This is a genomic window from Psychromonas sp. KJ10-2 (assembly GCF_047323255.1).
GTDB lineage: Bacteria > Pseudomonadota > Gammaproteobacteria > Enterobacterales > Psychromonadaceae > Psychromonas.
This window is the reverse complement of sequence record NZ_CP178827.1, coordinates 1,141,313-1,159,843: the sequence shown is the minus strand read 5'-3', so window position 1 is coordinate 1,159,843 and position 18,531 is coordinate 1,141,313. Positions and strand designations below refer to the sequence as shown.

Annotated in this window: 17 protein-coding genes, 1 other RNA gene and 1 pseudogene; 14 read left to right on the top strand and 5 right to left on the bottom strand. The window is 39.9% G+C overall.

Annotation, left to right across the window (positions count from 1 at the left end):
- Positions 1 to 74 precede the first annotated feature (74 nt).
- The 9 genes from ACLKL2_RS05620 (at position 75) to ACLKL2_RS05580 (ending at position 9,393) form a co-directional block, all read left to right on the top strand.
- On the top strand, positions 75 to 1,193 hold the full coding sequence (locus ACLKL2_RS05620) for a bifunctional tRNA (adenosine(37)-C2)-methyltransferase TrmG/ribosomal RNA large subunit methyltransferase RlmN (RefSeq protein WP_113819554.1): 1,119 nt from the start codon (positions 75 to 77) through the stop codon (positions 1,191 to 1,193).
- Positions 1,194 to 1,336: 143 nt separating this feature from the next.
- Positions 1,337 to 1,939: a type IV pilus biogenesis/stability protein PilW gene (gene pilW, locus ACLKL2_RS05615; RefSeq protein ID WP_413693681.1), complete on the top strand. Its 603-nt coding sequence runs from the start codon at positions 1,337 to 1,339 to the stop codon at positions 1,937 to 1,939.
- Between the two features lie 206 nt (positions 1,940 to 2,145).
- A complete protein-coding gene (locus ACLKL2_RS05610; RefSeq protein WP_413693680.1) occupies positions 2,146 to 2,721 on the top strand; it encodes a helix-turn-helix domain-containing protein in 576 nt (191 codons plus the stop codon).
- Between the two features lie 345 nt (positions 2,722 to 3,066).
- Positions 3,067 to 4,176, top strand: coding sequence for a flavodoxin-dependent (E)-4-hydroxy-3-methylbut-2-enyl-diphosphate synthase (gene ispG / locus ACLKL2_RS05605; protein WP_113819557.1), 1,110 nt, complete (start codon positions 3,067 to 3,069; stop codon positions 4,174 to 4,176).
- Between the two features lie 243 nt (positions 4,177 to 4,419).
- Positions 4,420 to 5,697: a histidine--tRNA ligase gene (gene hisS / locus ACLKL2_RS05600; protein WP_113819558.1), complete on the top strand. Its 1,278-nt coding sequence runs from the start codon at positions 4,420 to 4,422 to the stop codon at positions 5,695 to 5,697.
- 37 nt (positions 5,698 to 5,734) lie between these two features.
- Positions 5,735 to 6,409: a YfgM family protein gene (locus tag ACLKL2_RS05595; protein WP_413693679.1), complete on the top strand. Its 675-nt coding sequence runs from the start codon at positions 5,735 to 5,737 to the stop codon at positions 6,407 to 6,409.
- A 14-nt stretch (positions 6,410 to 6,423) separates the two neighbouring features.
- Positions 6,424 to 7,623, top strand: a complete 1,200-nt coding sequence (gene bamB / locus ACLKL2_RS05590) for an outer membrane protein assembly factor BamB (RefSeq protein WP_113819559.1) — start codon at positions 6,424 to 6,426, stop codon at positions 7,621 to 7,623.
- Positions 7,624 to 7,700: 77 nt separating this feature from the next.
- Positions 7,701 to 9,164 carry a ribosome biogenesis GTPase Der gene (gene der, locus ACLKL2_RS05585; protein WP_113819560.1) on the top strand — a complete coding sequence of 488 codons (1,464 nt, stop codon included), beginning with the start codon at positions 7,701 to 7,703 and terminating at the stop codon, positions 9,162 to 9,164.
- Between the two features lie 4 nt (positions 9,165 to 9,168).
- A complete protein-coding gene (locus ACLKL2_RS05580; protein WP_413693678.1) occupies positions 9,169 to 9,393 on the top strand; it encodes a zinc ribbon domain-containing protein in 225 nt (74 codons plus the stop codon).
- Between the two features lie 94 nt (positions 9,394 to 9,487).
- Here the strand turns inward: ACLKL2_RS05580 and ACLKL2_RS05575 are convergent, their stop codons facing one another.
- From ACLKL2_RS05575 to ACLKL2_RS05560, 4 genes are read right to left on the bottom strand one after another with little or no spacing between them, the layout of a single operon-like run.
- Positions 9,488 to 10,069 carry a BON domain-containing protein gene (locus tag ACLKL2_RS05575; protein ID WP_113819562.1) on the bottom strand — a complete coding sequence of 194 codons (582 nt, stop codon included), beginning with the start codon at positions 10,067 to 10,069 and terminating at the stop codon, positions 9,488 to 9,490.
- Positions 10,070 to 10,077: 8 nt separating this feature from the next.
- The gene (locus tag ACLKL2_RS05570; protein WP_113819563.1) at positions 10,078 to 10,665 is read right to left on the bottom strand and encodes a D-sedoheptulose-7-phosphate isomerase; all 588 of its coding nucleotides are present in this window, start codon (positions 10,663 to 10,665) and stop codon (positions 10,078 to 10,080) included.
- Between the two features lie 8 nt (positions 10,666 to 10,673).
- Positions 10,674 to 11,042 carry a YraN family protein gene (locus tag ACLKL2_RS05565; protein WP_113819564.1) on the bottom strand — a complete coding sequence of 123 codons (369 nt, stop codon included), beginning with the start codon at positions 11,040 to 11,042 and terminating at the stop codon, positions 10,674 to 10,676.
- On the bottom strand, positions 11,011 to 13,137 hold the full coding sequence (locus ACLKL2_RS05560) for a penicillin-binding protein activator (protein ID WP_413693677.1): 2,127 nt from the start codon (positions 13,135 to 13,137) through the stop codon (positions 11,011 to 11,013). Before ACLKL2_RS05560 ends, ACLKL2_RS05565 begins: the two co-directional genes overlap by 32 nt.
- Positions 13,138 to 13,255: 118 nt before the next feature.
- On the opposite strand from ACLKL2_RS05560, the gene rsmI reads away from it, so the two are divergent.
- The 4 genes and pseudogenes from rsmI to ACLKL2_RS20255 all read left to right on the top strand — a co-directional run.
- Positions 13,256 to 14,116 carry a 16S rRNA (cytidine(1402)-2'-O)-methyltransferase gene (gene rsmI / locus ACLKL2_RS05555; RefSeq protein WP_413693676.1) on the top strand — a complete coding sequence of 287 codons (861 nt, stop codon included), beginning with the start codon at positions 13,256 to 13,258 and terminating at the stop codon, positions 14,114 to 14,116.
- A 38-nt stretch (positions 14,117 to 14,154) separates the two neighbouring features.
- Positions 14,155 to 14,527: RNase P RNA component class A (rnpB, locus tag ACLKL2_RS05550), an RNA gene on the top strand.
- A 482-nt stretch (positions 14,528 to 15,009) separates the two neighbouring features.
- Positions 15,010 to 15,600, top strand: a complete 591-nt coding sequence (locus tag ACLKL2_RS05545) for a hypothetical protein (protein WP_413693675.1) — start codon at positions 15,010 to 15,012, stop codon at positions 15,598 to 15,600.
- Positions 15,601 to 15,828: 228 nt separating this feature from the next.
- Positions 15,829 to 15,906, top strand: a pseudogene (locus tag ACLKL2_RS20255) (transposase); the annotation flags it as partial.
- Positions 15,907 to 16,151: 245 nt separating this feature from the next.
- Here ACLKL2_RS20255 and ACLKL2_RS05540 read toward each other — a convergent pair.
- Entirely contained in the window at positions 16,152 to 17,549 is a 1,398-nt protein-coding gene (locus ACLKL2_RS05540) for an SLC13 family permease (RefSeq protein ID WP_413693674.1), read from the bottom strand.
- A gap of 88 nt (positions 17,550 to 17,637) precedes the next feature.
- On the opposite strand from ACLKL2_RS05540, the gene ACLKL2_RS05535 reads away from it, so the two are divergent.
- On the top strand, positions 17,638 to 18,438 hold the full coding sequence (locus ACLKL2_RS05535) for an AraC family transcriptional regulator (protein ID WP_413693673.1): 801 nt from the start codon (positions 17,638 to 17,640) through the stop codon (positions 18,436 to 18,438).
- Positions 18,439 to 18,531: the final 93 nt, after the last annotated feature.

The window sequence follows — 18,531 nt, the reverse complement described above, 5'->3', positions numbered from 1 at the left end:
ACTAGCATCGGGTATTCAAAATATGTACAATCCCCTCCGAATTTATACCAGAATTAGTCTAGTTGAGGCATCGCATGAGTCAGAAAAAAGTAAACCTATTAGATCTAAACCGTCAAGGTTTACGCGATTTTTTCACTGAAATGGGTGAAAAACCGTTTCGTACAGAACAAGTAATGAAATGGATATACCATTTTGGTTGTGATGATTTCGATCAAATGACCAACATTAATAAAGCATTGCGTGAAAAATTAAAGCAACGTGCTGAAATTGTTGCACCGGAAGTAAAAGTTGAACAACGCAGTGAAGATGGCACCATAAAATGGGCAATGACACTGGGTGATCAAGAAGTAGAAACAGTTTATATTCCTGAAAAAGACCGCGCGACCCTATGTGTATCTTCTCAGGTAGGTTGTGCATTAGCTTGTGATTTCTGTTCAACGGCGCAACAAGGTTTCAACCGTAACTTAAGCGTGTCTGAGATTATTGGTCAGGTATGGCGTGCAGCTAAAATCATCGGTGTAATGGGTGAAAGTGGTCAACGTCCAATTACTAACGTCGTAATGATGGGGATGGGTGAGCCATTATTAAACCTAAACAATGTAATTCCAGCCATGGAATTAATGTTGGATGACTTAGGTTATGCTCTGTCTAAACGCCGTGTGACTCTATCGACATCGGGTGTTGTTCCTGCATTGGATATCTTAGGTGATCGTATTGATGTGGCACTCGCTATCTCATTACATGCGCCAAATGATAAATTGCGCTCTAAAATGATGCCAATTAACGATAAATACGATATCGCTGACTTCTTAGCGGGCGTTAAACGTTACGTTGCAAAATCAAATGCAAACCGCGGTAAAGTTACTGTTGAGTACTTATTACTTGACCACGTTAATGATTCAACAGATCAAGCTCATGAACTTGCACACCTGTTAAAAGATACCCCGTGTAAGATTAACTTGATTCCGTTTAATCCGTTCCCAGGTAACGATTACACTAAACCAAGTAACAGCCGTGTAGACCGTTTTAATAAAGTATTGATGGAATACGGCTATACAGTGATTGTGCGTAAAACCCGTGGTGATGATATTGATGCGGCTTGTGGGCAGTTAGTAGGAGATGTAATCGACCGTACTAAACGTACTATGAACAAACGTAAACACGGTGCAAGCATCGATGTGCAAGAAAGTTAATCCACTTTAAAATCAGATGGTTCTTGGGTAAATAGATCAAAATCCAAGAACCATTAAAAAAACATGCATCCAGCTTCAAGTTACTTCACAATAGGGTAACTTGAAATAATTTTCCGGCACGACTATTAGCGCTAGAGGAATGTATGCGACTTATCTTTATAATTTTATCATCTATCTTTTTCATCTCAGCTTGTGTATCAAGTGAAACTGTCACTACCTTAAACAACCCCAAAGGCCAAAAAATGGCATTTGATCCTAAAGGGGCTGCTGATACACGTATTAAACTTGCCTTAGTCTACATTGAAAATGAACAGATGCAGCAAGCTAAAGAAAACCTCGACAAAGCATTATCTTATCAACCTGACAGTGCAAAAGTGCATCGTATTTTTGCTTACTATTATGAAAAGGTGCAAGAGAATGAAAAAGCTGAAAAATTCTACAAAGAAGCTATCTCTTTAGATGATAGCGATGGTGATACCTACCATAACTACGGTACCTTTTTATGTGGTCAAGCACGTTATGATGAAGCTGATGCCGCTTTCTTAAAAGCCATTTCTGTCCCTAAATACACTCGTGTTGCACGCTCTTATGCGAATGCGGCTATTTGCTCTGAGAAAGCCGGTGCCAATGAAAAAGCCATTTTTTATTATAAGTATGCCCTAGCGCATAGTCCTAAAAGCAATGAGATTAATTTATCTTTAGCAAAAATCAACATTACAGAAAAAATTATAAAGAAGCGATATTAAACCTATTTTCTTTCCAAAAAGCATCGGATGCTACTGCTGAAAGTCTATGGCAATGGATTCGTTTGAGTTATGCTACTGGGAAAGAAAATAGTTTAGAGCGATATTCTAATCAGCTATTAACGCAATTTCCCGACTCTCAACAAGCGTTAGACTATTTAACTAATAAGCATCACAACCTTTCAAACTAAGTTGATAATGGAACCTGTATGACTCTTGATAACGCTTTAAAAGAACAACGTGTAGCCGCTAATTTATCCGTTGAAGATATCGCATTAAAACTCAACTTAAAAGTCACAGTGATTAACGATATTGAAAATGACTTAGAGCAAGTGATTGAAGAGAAGCGTTATCCAATTATCTATCTACGTGGCTATTTAGCTAATTACGCCAAAGCGGTGCAATTACCAGAGATAGAGTCCTATGCTGAATATCAACAACTGAGCACACCTTCAAAGCACAATAACACTTTAAGTAACCCTTATTTATTAAGTAAAAAGAAAAAATCATCGAACAAGTTTGGCTGGTTTATTTTTCTGTTGTTTGTTGCCGGTATTGCTACAGTGGTAACACAGTGGGAGTCGATTAGCGCAGCGCTTTACAAAGAATCTTCAGTGGATACTGAAAATATTCACATGCGTTTACCTGAGTCAGAAAGCACTCACTTAATTGTACCACTCAATGAACAAAGCCTTCCTGTAGTCGAAACCCCAGAGCAAGTCACTGAGACACAAGCTACTGATACAGAACAAGTTACTGAAAATCAGGACGTTGTGACTGAATAAGCCTAAGTTAGCACTTGCAGGTGTTTGCTGATTTCATTTAAAATCACCTTATTAGCGTTGAATCTCAGTAAAAAGTTATTTCATTCGTATTTAGAAGTGAACTTTACTGGTTTCAACGAATCAATTTAATGTAAAATAACTGAGTGATTCAGAAGCAGTACTTAAGCGGTGTTTTGATTTGCTTAATGTAATGATATTCAAGAGGTGAGTGTACCTTGGTTTATATGATTATTATCCAGCAACCCCTTAGAACTGCTCCTTCGTTAACGTTACATTTGTCATAAAATAGATCATATTAGCTTCTATGATTACTATTCGACCTTTAACTTTTTAAGAGTAAATATAATGAGCCATACCTCTTCGATTAAACGCCGCGACTGTAAACAGATCATGGTGGGCAATGTCCCTGTGGGTGGCGGTGCACCTGTTACCGTGCAGTCTATGACTAATACACTAACCACAGATGTTGAAGCAACTGTGGCGCAAATTAAACGCCTAGAAGCGGTAGGTGCGGACATGGTGCGAGTGTCTATTCCAACAATGAACGCAGCTGAAGCATTTAGAGAAATTAAAAAGCAATCTAATATTCCACTGATTGCAGATATCCATTTCGATTACCGTATCGCGTTAAAAGTCGCTGAGTACGGCGTTGATTGTTTGCGTATTAACCCTGGTAACATTGGTAACGAACAACGTATTCGTAGTGTGGTGGATTGTGCAAGAGACAATAATATCCCAATACGAATTGGTGTTAATGGCGGTTCATTAGAGGCTGATATTCAAGAAAAATATGGTGAACCAACAGCGCAAGCCTTGGTGGATTCAGCGCTACGCCATGTAGATATATTAGACCGTTTGAACTTTGACCAATTTAAAGTGAGTGTAAAAGCTTCTGATGCTTTATTAGCCGTAGAGTCATACCAACTATTAGCACAGCAGATTGTGCAACCTTTGCATCTTGGTATTACTGAAGCGGGTGGTTTACGAAGTGGTAGTGTTAAGTCTGCAGTGGGTCTAGGCATGTTATTATCGCAAGGTATCGGTGATACATTACGTGTTTCCTTAGCGGCTGACCCAGTGGAAGAGATCAAAGTCGGTTTTGATATTCTTAAATCATTACGTATTCGTAGCCGTGGTATTAATTTTATCGCTTGCCCAACTTGTTCACGTCAAGAGTTTGATGTGATTGCAACGGTTAATGCGTTAGAAGAACGTTTAGAAGACGTAGTGATGCCAATGGATGTATCTATTATCGGTTGTGTTGTAAATGGACCTGGTGAAGCATTAGTGTCTGACTTGGGTATTACTGGCGGTAAAAACAAAAGTGGTTTTTACGAAGATGGTACACGGCAACGTGAGCGTTTTGATAACGAAAAAGTAATCGATCAAATGGAAGCAAGAATTCGTGCACGTATTAGTCGTAGTGATGAAAGCAACATTATTATTAAAAGCTAATCTAAGCGCACTAAATAAATTAAACACTTAACTACTTAATATAAAATAAATATTAGGATTGAGTTTAATATAGATGATGAAGCCCAAATGTTTTGAACATTTGGGCTTTTTATTAGACTTTAAACGAGCAAAGCCGAGTTGTATTGTTCCATCTCACCGTAAACTTCCCTATAATGACTCTCAATTTTATTGAGAATACATCTTAAATGTATTTTTATTCATCGACAGAATTCGGAAATCATTGTGGCAAAGAAGATACAAGCTATTCGTGGTATGAATGATACCCTTCCTGAACAAACCCCAGTTTGGCAGAAACTAGAATCCTTAATTAGACAAACCGTGAGCAGTTACGGTTACTCAGAAATTCGCATGCCAATCGTTGAAAGTACTCATCTTTTCAAACGTTCTATCGGTGAAGTAACTGATATCGTTGAAAAAGAGATGTACACCTTTGATGATCGTAATGGTGATAGCTTAACCCTTCGCCCAGAAGGTACAGCATCATGTGTTCGTGCCGGTAATGAGCATGGTTTATTATACAACCAAGAACGCAGAATGTGGTACATCGGTCCTATGTTCCGCCATGAACGTCCACAAAAAGGTCGTTACCGTCAGTTCCACCAAGTGGGTATTGAAACCTTTGGTATGGCAACACCAGATATCGATGCAGAAGTGATTTTATTATCTGCTCGTTTATGGAAAGCATTAGGCATTGAACAGCATGTAGAGTTACAACTTAACTCATTAGGCAGCAATGAAGAGCGTAATGCCTACAAAGAAAAATTAGTGGAATTCCTGCAAGCGCATGAAGACCAATTAGATGAAGATAGCAAGCGTCGTATGCTAACTAACCCGTTACGTGTGTTAGACAGCAAAAACGAAGGCGTACAAGCATTATTAGAGAATGCACCGAAACTATCGGACTATTTTGGTGACGAAACAGCTGAGCATTTTGCAAAAGTACAAGCCTATCTAGATGCTGCGGGCATCAAGTATGTGATCAACGAGCGCATTGTACGTGGCCTAGATTACTACAACCGCACGGTATTTGAGTGGGTGACATCAAGTTTAGGGTCACAAGGTACTATTTGTGCTGGTGGTCGTTACGATGGTTTAGTAGAGCAACTGGGTGGTAAAGCAACACCGGCTGTTGGTTTTGCAATGGGCCTTGAGCGTATCATCTTAATGTTAGAAACATTAGAGCTTAACGGTGACGTAAAAGGTGATGTTGATATCTACAGTATTTTAGTGGGTGAAAACACTGACGTTGCTGGTTTTAAAGTAGCAGAGCTAGTACGTGACCACTTACCAGAATTAAAAATGATGCATCATTGTGGCGCGGGTAACTTTAAAAAACAGATGAAACGTGCAGATAAAAGCGGTGCGTCAGTAGCATTGATTATCGGTGAAAGTGAATTAGAAGATGGCACTGTAACCATCAAAGACTTGCAAGGTAATTCAGAACAACAAACCGTTGCAATTGATAGCTTAGTGCAGGTGTTACCTAGTTACTTTGCGTAAATTATTCATCAATAAATAGAATCAGTAAGGAATACACGTGGTTGAAATTATCGAAGGTTACGAAACAGAAGAACAGCAAGTTGATGCCATTAAAAAATGGTGGAATGACAACGGGACTATGCTTATCGTGGGCGCAGTGATCGGCTTAGCGGGATTATGGGGATGGCGTTACTATGGTGAAAGCGTTACTGCTAGCCAAGAAAAAGCATCAACTGAATTTGCACAAGTGTCTGCTAAATTTAACGCGCAAGGTGATGCTCAGGATAGCACTGAACTGAAACAGTTTGTGGCGGCTAACGAAGGTAATAACTACGCAACATTAGGCGCATTATTATTAGCAAAAGAAGCGGTAGATGCAGGTGATTTTGAGCTAGCTAAAACCCAGTTATCTGACCTATTAGCAAGTAATGAAGTAGAATCATTAACCCCCATCATCGCATTACGTTTAGCGCGTGTTAGCGCTGAATTAGGTGAATATGATGATGCGTTAAGCACTTTAAATAGTGTCGAAGATGATGCTTTCTTAGTAAAAGTAAATCAAGTTAAAGGTGATATCTACCTTAAACAAGGTGATACAGACGCAGCGCGTGATGCTTATCAAACGGCTGTTGATGCAAGTGAAGGTCGTATTGACCCTGTATTGCAACTACAACTTAATGATTTAGCTGTGCAACAAAATGCAACTGCACCGAAATTAGATGACGCACAATAAACTGAGATAATATCATGATTAAATGGGTCAAAAATGCCACCGTCATTGCTACTAGTGCAGTTGTATTAAGTGGTTGTTCTATTTTTAGTGGTGACGAAGATGTCGTGGAAATGGCTGAGTTACCAGTCTTTGAAGCAACCTATGAACCACAGATAGCTTGGTCTAGAAGCATTGGTGATGGCGTGGATAAATACTATTCACAACTACAACCTGCTGTTGATAATAATGCGGTTTATGTGGCGGCACGAGATGGTGACGTTGCTGCTTTTTCTGCGGAAAAAGGCGAAAAATTGTGGTCTATCGATTTAGAAGATCACCAAACTAATGACTTTAATCGTTCAGCGCGTATTTCAGGCGGTATCGGCTTAGGCTATGATACGCTTTACTTAGGCACTGAAAATGCACAAGTGTTTGCTCTTGATAAACAGAATGGTGACATTAAGTGGGTGAGTGAACTCAATGGTGAAGTGATTGCACAACCTGTTTATGACAGTGGTTTAGTTGTGATCCATACTTCACGTGGTGAGCTGGTTGCTTTAGACAGTGAAACAGGCGAGCAACGTTGGTCATTGCCAAATGCACAACCGCGATTAACCTTACGTAGTAGTGCTACACCAAGTATTGCACAAGGTGGTATCATCTACGGTCGTGCCGATGGTTATGTATCAGCTGCGCTATTAGAAAATGGCCAACCACTGTGGCAACTGCCTGCGGCGAGAGCTTACGGTGCAACAGAGTTAGACCGTTTAGCCGATGCAGATATGAAACCTGTGATTGTTAATGGTACAGTTTACGCGCTTGCGTTTAATGGTAACCTAGTGGCTATCGACCTATTAAAAGGTGAGCAGTTATGGGCTAAGCCTTACTCTGGTTACAATGATATTAGTGTGGCAGGGCGCGATATCTACTTAACCGATTACCGTGGTTATGTTTTTTCAATCAACCGCAGTGATGGCACACAAAATTGGTCGAATAAACAGCTTGCTTACCGTAACTTAACAGGTGTAACTGTTGCTAATGACTTTATTGTTGTTGGTGATGCAGAAGGTTATTTACATTGGATTGACCGTGAAACAGGTCAATTTGTAGCACAACAAGAGTTGGATTCCGATGGGCTATATATTGAGCCAGTGGCAACCTCAACTCATCTTTATTTACAAACACGCAGTGGTGATTTAATTGCCATTGAAAAACCGATCTTAAATGTAGAATAATTTCATCGGTTTTTACGCTATACTGTAGCCCCATGCTGTGCATGGGGCTTTTTTAGTTTTATAGGATTTCAAAATATATGTTACCAGTCATCGCTTTAGTAGGTCGCCCTAATGTAGGTAAATCTACGCTTTTCAATCGTTTAACTCGCACCCGAGATGCGCTAGTTGCCGATTTCCCTGGCTTAACGCGTGACCGTAAATATGGTCAGGCGAAAGTCGAAGAACTTGAATTTATCGTGATTGATACCGGTGGTATTCAAGGTGATGAAGAGGGAATCGATGCATTAATGGCGGAGCAATCATTAATTGCAGTCGAAGAAGCAGATGCGGTTTTATTCTTAGTAGATGCACGTGCTGGTTTAACCGTTGCTGATGAAGCAATCGCGGCACACCTACGTAAGCAAAACAAAAAAGTCATGGTTGTGGCAAATAAAACCGATGGTATTGATGCTGACTCTATGTGTGGTGAATTCTATGCATTAGCCTTAGGTGATATTTTCCAAATTGCTGCAGCACACGGTAAAGGTGTGCGTCAGATGATTGATGCGGCACTAGAAGAGTTCCAAGAAGAAAACCCAGTAACTGATGAAGTTGATGAGTACGAATTCGCATTAGAACATGATGATGAAGACGAAGATAAAATTGCACAAGAGCAAGAGCGTCTTGCAAATTTACCAATTAAACTCGCATTAATCGGTCGCCCAAATGTAGGTAAATCAACACTAACTAACCGTATTTTGGGTGAAGAGCGTGTATTAGTTTATGATATGCCAGGCACAACACGTGACAGTGTTTATATCCCAATGGAACGTGATGGTCGTGAATATGTACTGATCGATACAGCCGGTGTTCGTAAGCGTAAAAAAGTAAATGAGACAGTAGAAAAATTCTCTGTGATCAAAACCCTAAAAGCCATTGAAGACTCAAACGTTGTATTGTTAATTATCGATGCACGTGATGGTATTTCAGACCAAGATTTGAGTTTACTAGGTTACACATTAAACTCAGGTCGTTCATTAGTCATTGCAGTGAACAAATGGGATGGCATGACAGAGTACGATAAAGAGCGTGTTAAAACGGAATTAGATCGTCGTTTAGGCTTCATTGACTTCGCTAAAATTCACTTTATTTCTGCGTTACATGGAACAGGTGTTGGTCACTTATTCGAGTCAGTAGAAGAAGCTTACATGTCTTCAACTAAACGTATCTCTACTGCAATGTTAACGCGTATTATGGGTATGGCAACCGACGACCATGAGCCACCAATGGTGGGGGCGCGTCGTGTTAAATTACGTTACGCACATGCGGGTGGTTATAATCCACCATTGATCGTTATTCACGGTAACCAAGTGAAGAAACTGGCTGATTCATACAAACGTTACTTAATGAACTACTTCCGTCGCACATTAGGCATCATGGGCACACCAATTCGTATCGAATTTAGAGAAGGTAGTAACCCGTTTGAAGGCCGTCGTAATAAACTAACGCCGCATCAAATGTACAAACGTCAACGTATGATGCGTCATCATAATAAGAAGTAATGAGATGCAACTGCTTTGTCCTAACTGTCAGTCCGAATTAACCCGCAGTGGTGAGTCAAAACGCCACTGTCAAGCATGCCATAGCGACTTTATACTTAATATTGAGTGCAATGAGTGTGGAGAAGCATTACAGCGTTTAAAAGCCTGTGGTGCGGTTAATTTTTGGTGTGATCATTGTAATGAGTTGAAGAGTAAATCTTCTGCAAATTATAGGCTGGTCGAAGCTTAATAGTCTACGTTGAATAAATGACTGTCAGCTATAAAAAAGGAGTGTTAATACACTCCTTTTTTCGTTTGTTAGGTCTGGTTTTAGTTAGTTAGCGCTATTTAGCTGGGATTATCTCAAATACTCTTACTACCTGTTTTACACCGTCAATATTACTGGTTATTTCAGTCGCAAAGTCAGACATCTCTTTAGTTACTTGCCCAATCAAAAATACTTCTGCATTTTCTGTCACCACTTTAATTTTTAATGGATTAATTTTATCGTGGCCGGTTAGTTGGCTTTTCACCTTAGTGGTTAACCAAGTGTCCTGTGTTTGTTGCACAATGCTGATCGGTTGATTAACACGTAATTGGTTATATACACCCGCCACGCCATCAATATTATTTAATAGACTTTCAATCTGATTACTGTGTTCTTGAGAGTCAATCTGACCAATTAATAACAGGTAACTATTATTCGCCACGATATTAATACGAATCTCTCTACTATAAGCATCTGAAGCAACAATGGCATCAATAGCAGCTTCCGATAAATCATCATCTTTCACTAACTGTGCAATACTACGTTCATCACTGCTTACTGCCACTGCAGTCCCTGCAGCCACAATCAAACCACCTGCACAACCTTGTAAAGCCAGTGTAGAAAGTAAAAGTGTAACGATAAAAAATGGTGTTCTCATTGTCTGTCCTAGTATTGAGGGAATAATTGCTGGTCTATTAAATCACTTAAACAATTCACCACCAACATGTGAATCTCTTCGATACGCGCACCTTTATCACTAGGAGCGCGAATTTCAATATCATCAGGGCCTAATAGGCCGGCGATTTCACCACCATCAACACCTGTCATAGCAATGATCTGGATATTTTTACTTAATGCTGTTTCAACCGCTTTGACCATATTGCGGCTATTACCACCGTGACTGATGGTGATCAACACATCACCCGGTTGTGCTAAGGCTGAAATTTGACGCGCATAGATTTGATCAAAGTGACTGTCGCTGGCAATTGCCGACACTAAAGATGAGTCTGAAGTGATCGCAATTGCTGGCAAAGCAGGGCGGTCTGTTTCATATTTATTTAGCAAATGTGAGGCGAAGATTTGCGCTAAACCAGCTGCGCCACCATTACCACAGATAAGTAGTTTGTGGCCGTTGATTAAACAATCTTTTAATAAAACAGCAGCAGCTTCAATCTGCTCTGGTAAGGCTTCTGCGGCAACGATTTTAGTTTGAATGCTCTCTGCAAAGTGAGCGTGGATTTTTTCATTAACCATGTGATTTATTACTCTTGAAATGCATCTTGTATCCATTGCGGTTGTGTTGCTGACTCGCTAATTGCAATCACATCAAAGCGACAATAGGGCTCTTGATCAAGCTGAGATAAATAGTGCTTAGCGGTCTTTATTAATTTTCGCTGTTTTTGTGCTGTAATGGAAGCGGTTGCTCCACCAAAATCCTGATTTTTTCGATAACGTACTTCAATAAATACCAATGTTTCTTGATCTGACATAATCAAATCGATTTCACCAAAGCGACAATAAAAGTTTTGGCAAATTAACTGCAAGCCCTGTTTTTGTAAAAAATCCAGAGCTTGCCGTTCCGCTTGAACGCCGCGGGTATTACTGGCTTGAAAGAGGCGAGGTAACTTCAACTAAATTACCATCCTCATAAGTAGCCCAGGTTAACTTGCTCTCAACGGTATTGTTTGCATCTAAGGTTAATTCACCCACTAGACCAGGGAATTTATAACCTTCAATGACCTGTAACGGTTTTAATTGCTCAATTAAGTTATAGCTATCATACCCTAGGGCAAATAAACGTAACGTACTTAAACGCTGTTTTGGCCAGATTGCTTGAATCTTCTCATTCATCTGAGTTTCATCATTAATTAAAAAGTTCACATCAGAGAAAGTGAGCCCGTTTAACTCTTTATCCTGCGTATTAGTGATATCCGCTGAATGACTGCGCGAACTTGCATAAAGTGGAATGGTCTCAGCAAAAGGGCTAATAGTGACTGCTAAGAAAGGTTTAATAAAGATTAACTCGCGACGTTTACTAATGATGTAAATGGCATCAATATCACGGCGACTTCTTACTTCTGCTTCTAGTTTTCTGCCCAACATACCTTGCATCTGGCTAATGCGCTCTTTACTTTGGTCAGTGTGCAATGCACTTGCTAAGAACTTCCCATAATCAGAATCTTTAGAAAAGTAGTGGCTTTCAGCAGGGTAGCTTTCAACACTTTCATCAGTCGCTTGTTGTGCTTCCGATAATGACTTCCAACGTGCCTCAAACGCCGCTGCAGTTCGGCGACCAAAATTAGAATTTGGCGCTATCAGTAAGGGTTTTTTATGCTTGTTTTGGAAGATAACCTCAGCTGCTTGCTCCGCTTCACCCTCTGGTGATAGTGGGAATGCATAGTGAATTGATGAAGTACGTTGATCAGCAGGAAAGCCGTTCAACGCCAACACAGGAATATCTTTCACTAAAGGTAATAGTGCTTCTACATTAGGTTTTAATAACGGCCCAATAACAAAACCAATGTGTTGGCTATGTAATTGATCTGCAATCTCTTGCATGGTCATTGTATTAGTATCAAGGAACAACATATGTGGTGGTGTTGCAATATAGTCGCTGTCAGCTCTTGTACTGATACCTTGTGCATCGCCTGCACTGTTCACTAAACTTGTATCATAACCTGTAACTTGCTGTTCGCGCTCACGTTTTTTGTTATCAGCCTGATTGTAAAAAGCATAACTAATACCGTATTGGATAGCTTGAGCAGGTTTTTTGAAACGACCTGTTAAAGGTAACAATACCGCAATTTTAGTTGGCTGATATGGAGTCGCTTCTGGAATATTTTGTAATTGTGATGGCATGTAATCAATCACAGGGTGATCTGGGTACAGTAGTTTCCATGCTTCTACACCACGTAATAATTGGTTAGTACGTAGTTGATAACGATGGTAGATACTTGCTAAAGCATACCAACCTTGTTCAAACATCTGTTGCTCTGTTAATGGCGCCGCTTCAGTGTTTGTTGATTGTTGTGCATTTATTTGTGCTTCAATGGCTGCTAATTCACTATCAAAGCTGTTGTTTGTAGTGGCATCTGAAACAGGTGCTGAACTGCTTTGGCGGCTATTAGCAGGTGTATTGTTAAACTGATTTAAGACACTTGGGTCAAGCATATTTAATTCAGAAAGCAGTAAATCATTGTATTGTTGTTTTTGCTTAGCACCAGTTAATAAAGGCGTTAATTGGAACAGGGTATCAACCGCTGCTTGATGCTGCTTATTACGCACATGCAATTCTGTTTTTAACTGCAGGTAATGTAGGTTAGCAGGGTCAGAAATCACACTCGCATCAATACGTTTAAGAGAGTTCATCGCATCATCTAGCTGGTTTTGCGCATATTGATTATCGGCTATCAATAATAGAAGATGATTTTTTTGCTGTGCATTGAGTGTTTTATTTTGTAAATATTCAATCACTGAGTCAGCTAACACATATTTACTTTCTTTGGTTAGGGCTTGTACCGCCGCTAACTGCCATTCAGTATTTTGTGGTTCCTTCACTTCTTCTGCTTTTTGTAGCAGGTATTCCGCTGTTTCATAGAACTCCGTGAACAGGGCAGGCGCACCTTGTTTATCTTGCCCGACACTTGTACAAGCTGAAACAAGCAAAATGCTTAAAGCAACAAGATAGAAATGTATAATACGTTTAGATAAATTTGCAGTGGTCAAATTATTGTCCTTTTTAATCAAACTAATTCAAGATCAGTTTTCAGATAGGTATCAAGATGCCTATAGTGTAATATTGCCGACTTAGTTAAACAATCCTTAACACTTATTAGAGTCGAATATGTCTGAAAATAATCAATTAAATAACGAAGTAAGCGCAAAGTTGTACATTGTCGCCACTCCTTTGGGTAATATCGGTGATATTACCTATCGTGCCGTTGAAATCTTAAAAAACGTTGATTTAATTGCTGCCGAAGATACTCGCCACAGTGGTAAACTGCTGAGTTACTACCAAATCAGCAAACCTACTTTCCCATTACACGACCACAATGAACGCCAACGCGGTAGTGTCTTGATTGAAAAAATAAAAGCAGGTCAATCTGTTGCATTAATTTCTGACGCTGGTACTCCATTAATCAGCGACCCTGGTTATCATTTAGTCAATGAATGCCGAGAAGCGGGGGTTGATGTTGTACCTGTGCCTGGCGCATGTGCTGCAATTACTGCACTTTCAGCCGCTGGCTTACCTTCTGACCGCTTTTCTTTCGAAGGGTTCTTACCCGTCAAAGAAAAAGCAAAAACAGAGAAATTAACCGCACTCTCTGAAGAAACGCAAACCATGATTTTTTACGAATCTCCTCGCCGTATGCAGGATACCGTAAAACATATAATAAATATCATGGGCGAAGAGCGAAAATTAGTGGTTGCGCGTGAATTAACCAAAATGTTTGAATCTTATTATGTGCTACCCGCCGGTGAAATGTTGGAGTGGTTAGCATCGGATAGTAACCATTGTCGTGGCGAATTTGTGTTAATGGTTGCAGGTGCGACTAACGATCAAGGGGCGCTGTCAGTCGAGGCAATTAACACTCTGACATTATTGAAAAAAGAGTTACCGTTAAAAAAAGCAGCCGCTATCACTGCTGAAATTCATCACCTTAAGAAAAATGACTTATATAAATGGGGTTTAGAGAACCTCTAACGCTTGTTATCTGTATAAGTTTCCGTATAATCCGCCGCGGAGTTGGCTAGATCGTCGCCGCTTTAATGGGTTGGTAACTTGTTATCAATGTTATTAGAGGGGAGGAAAGTCCGGGCTTCAAAGGGCAGGGTGCCAGGTAACGCCTGGGTAGCGCGAGCTAACGACAAGTGCAGCAGAGAGGAGACCGCCTGCTAATTTATTAGTAGGTAAGGGTGAAAGGGTGCGGTAAGAGCGCACCGGCTAATGGGTAATCATTAGTGCAAGGTAAACTCCACCCGAAGCAAGACCAAATAGGCTTCCTGAGGTATGGCCCATACTGGAAGCGGGTAGGTTGCTTGAGCCTGTGAGCGATTGCAGGCCTAGACGAATGACGATTCACGACAGAACCCGGCTTATCGGCTAACTCCAACCATTTAGCCCCTAGTTTATGCAAATAAACTAGGGGCTTTCTCGTTTCTGGAGCAAGGTGACAAGGTACAAGGTACAAGATACAAGATACAAGGGGGCAAGGTACAAGGGTGCAAGGTACAAGGGAAAAAGTACAAAGTAGCAGGGTAGGTAATGTTACTGGACTAGATGAAAAGTTAAGCGATGAACTCACTTCTTTAAATGTTAATACTAACGCTCATTTTGGTTCGCTGTTGGAGACGGTTTTTATACAGAGGAGTCAATATTCCATATTACCGTTATTAATTTGGACTTTTTCCATCCATTCTCATGATGAAGATTTGACAAAATAACTTAATTGATTGATTTTATGATTGGTAAAGGTATTGTTATGTTAATTTTAGCAAATTAACATATTCTGTATTTCCACCGGAAATATGGAATTTTTCGGTTTAATAAACTGTTAGCCTTCATATTGAAATTACGTGTTACTTAATAAGGGTAAAATGAAAGATATATTTAAAAGTGTTTGGAAAGATCCTGTCTGGAGCAAAGTAATTGCAACAGCTATTATAGCATCAGTTACAGGGGTTATAACCAACTGGAATACTGTAACTAGCTTACTGTTTGGATACATTCCTGTGTGGAGTGCTTATTTTCTACTGTTAATACTTACCTTCTTTGCAATATCATATTTGTACGGCTGGATTAAAAATTCGACTTTTGAACGCAAGCCTAAACCCATATATATTAGAGAGGATATGCTTGCAAAAACAATGGGTTATAATTACATTTTGAATTCTATGCTTTTTGATTATGATAAAAATATGCCCTTATGTGAGCTTATTGAAGCAATCAAAAATAATTTTGTAGAGTATTCACTGCACGAGTTAGTTTATGGTACTGACTGGGAACTGATTTCTCTAAATAATAAAGTCGTAATTGATAAAAATAAAATTTATAAATCTCTTTCTCAACTTGGGATTAAGGCTGGTGACTTTATCGAAGTGTACCCAAAATGTAGTAAAGAAAAGATTCAGTCATTTCCTCCCCACCCTTCATTATGTGTACACCCTAATCATTACCGTGCAGATTAAGGCTAACAAGGCATTTAAACGGAACAAAAACAGTGGGTTACGTTTCGCTTCGCTACACATTTTAACCCACTATTTTTGTCCGCTTAATGCGGCGTTGAGGCTGTAGAATTTCTCCAAAAAGAGCGTTTATCGCTCTTTTTTTAATTGTGTCTCATTGTACAGAAAACGACCTTGAATGCGGTGATCGACTGTGATCTAATAGCTATTATTCGCTCAGAGTTAAATGTAATGGCTAACTATAAACCTGACTTATCCTGCCAAAGTAAATTCATTCCGATTGATTTTTCACAGCAAATTATCCCTGGTAGAGCTATGGGACACCCAAAAGCTTTGACTAGTCCAAGAAGATTTTCGTGTCCTTAATTACTCCACTTAACGATTGCTTTAAAAGTGACAAAACATGTTTTGACCTTGGGGCGCTGGGCGAGTTAGCCGGCAGGCTAGTATTACGAGCGGAAGAGCTCTGCGATTCCTTTTTTAGCCTGTATGTTTTAATGTTTTAGGTTAATACCTTTCACCTTTCACCTTTAACCTTTAACCATTCCCTAACCTTAATTTATCCAACCTAATAAGTGCCACCACAAGTAATCCAGTGGCATTAATATAATAAGGGTGATCAGTGCTAGTGGTAGGGTGATTTTTAACAAACTAGCGAGTGATTCTTTGGCCAGTTGCATCGCAATAATCAACGGGGCAACTTGGTAAGGGAAAATAACCGTAGAGAAACCGATCACCTGTGTCATTAATACAGCGGGAACTGAAAAACCGGTTGCTTGTGCAAAATCAGCCGCCATGGGGGTTAATACTGTTGGCACTCCTGGGGTGGTGGTCACCAAGCCTGTCACTGTTGAAATTAATGATAATGACATAAAGCTTAAGAAAGTACTTTCAACGGATTCAGGTAGCAGATGGATAAATGCTTCACCCATGGTCTCTCCCACGCCGGATACATTTACCAATGTACCTAAACCTAGCGCAGCAGAGACAAATATCACCGTGCCAAAGTCGATTGAGCTATTGAATTTCTTCGCTTCTAAAACGCCAAATTTAGGCATTAATAAAAGAATCGCCGCCACTAAACCCACCCAAGCGGCATTGATGCCATGCAATGAGTCAGTGACCCAAAATAGTAGGGTAATGCTTAAAATGATTAATACTTTTAATTGTAATTTATGATCAAACTCTGTGTTTTGTTGTTCTGATTGTGCTGAATTTTCAGATGCGTTAATGGTGGCTGGAAAGAGTTTTAAGACTAACCATATTAATGCCAAAGACTTCACTAGGCCTAACACTGGAAAGTGCAGTAATAAGTATTCCATATAACCAAAGTGCACATTAAACAAATTCTCACTGGAGCCCGCTAGAATCATATTGGGAATATTAGCTGGTAATACCGCAAAGCTTGGCATGTTACAGGCAATGGCTAGCGCTGTTGCAATACCACGACGACCATTACTTCCTCCAGTAAATCCTACTTTTTCTGCCAGTGCCATGCCTATTGGAATCAAGACCACGGCTCTGCCAATGGAAGAGGGCATAATAAACCCTAACAAGATGGCGCTGACCACTAACCCTGCTATCAGGCGTGGATAGCTGATGGTGAGGTGCGGTGCGATAATCGCAGCTAGTCTTTTATCTAATCCTGATGACGAAATAGCTGAGCCAATAATAAAGCCTGCAATAATTAACCAGACGGCTGTAGAGCCAAAACCTGCGAATAATAAGTTAGGTTCTATTAATTGCAGTGTAATGGTTAACGCAAAGAAAATTAAACCAGTTAAGAAGGGAGGAAATAATGAAGCACTCCAACAGGTAAGGGTAATTAAAATAACCGCAGCACTGTAGGAAAATGCAACAGGCTGGTTAGCCATGGGGAATAACATGATATAAACAGCGAACAGGATAAAGGCGAATGCGATTAACTTTTTAATACTGATTTTATTTTCCACTTGTGCATCCTTAATTATCGAAAATGTTGGTAGTTAGGTCATTGATGGTTATGATAATCCAACCTTGATGACGTTTTAAGTGTGGTTTATGACAAAAGATATTCATAAGACGACAAAATTGCCTCCTAGTGATATGGCATACATAGTCGACCCAGAACAACCTGTGCTTACACATGGGAGAAATATGCAGGCAGAGGCTGGTATGGTGGCGCATGATCATCCGCGTGGACAGTTGTTATGGTCAGAGCAAGGTATCCTTAGAGTAAGTGGTGAAGAGTCTGTATGGGTCGTTTCATCTACACATGCTATGTGGATACCTGGTGGAATTACCCATCAAGTGAGTAGTGAAACGGACACCAAAATCCGCAACCTCTATATTGACCCTTTTTATCCAGTTAGAAAGTTTGAAAAGAATATTGCCATGTTAACCATGACACCATTAATGCAAGAGATTATTTTGCGTTTAGCTGAACAGAAAAATTTGTTAACGGAACAGCGACTTAAGCATTTGGGCCTAGTGGCGATAGATGAGTTAGAAATATTAGAAAGGAGTGATGTGTATATTCATTCCGGTAAAGACCCACGTTTGCAACGCTTGGTGAGTTATATGGTGCAGCATCCACAACAAACCTTATCTTTAGTTGATTTATCAAGTTTAGCGGGAGCCAGTGTTCGAACGATGGAACGTTTATTTAAAGCTGAAACTGGGATGACCTACCGACAATGGCGGAGTCGTTTTAAATTGATGAATGCCCTAGGACAGTTAAACGAAGGGCAGAGCACTACGGCAGTAGCGCACCAGTTAGGGTATAAAAGTGTCAGTAGTTTTATTCATGCTTTTAAAATGCAGTTTGGTTTTACACCACAAGCCTATGCAAGCAGAAATTAATGCTTGTGATTGGTATTATACAGGCGTTTTACCTTGCCTGTTTTGCAGTGATTGATAACCGATAAATTATAAAAAGAAATACAACACGTGTAC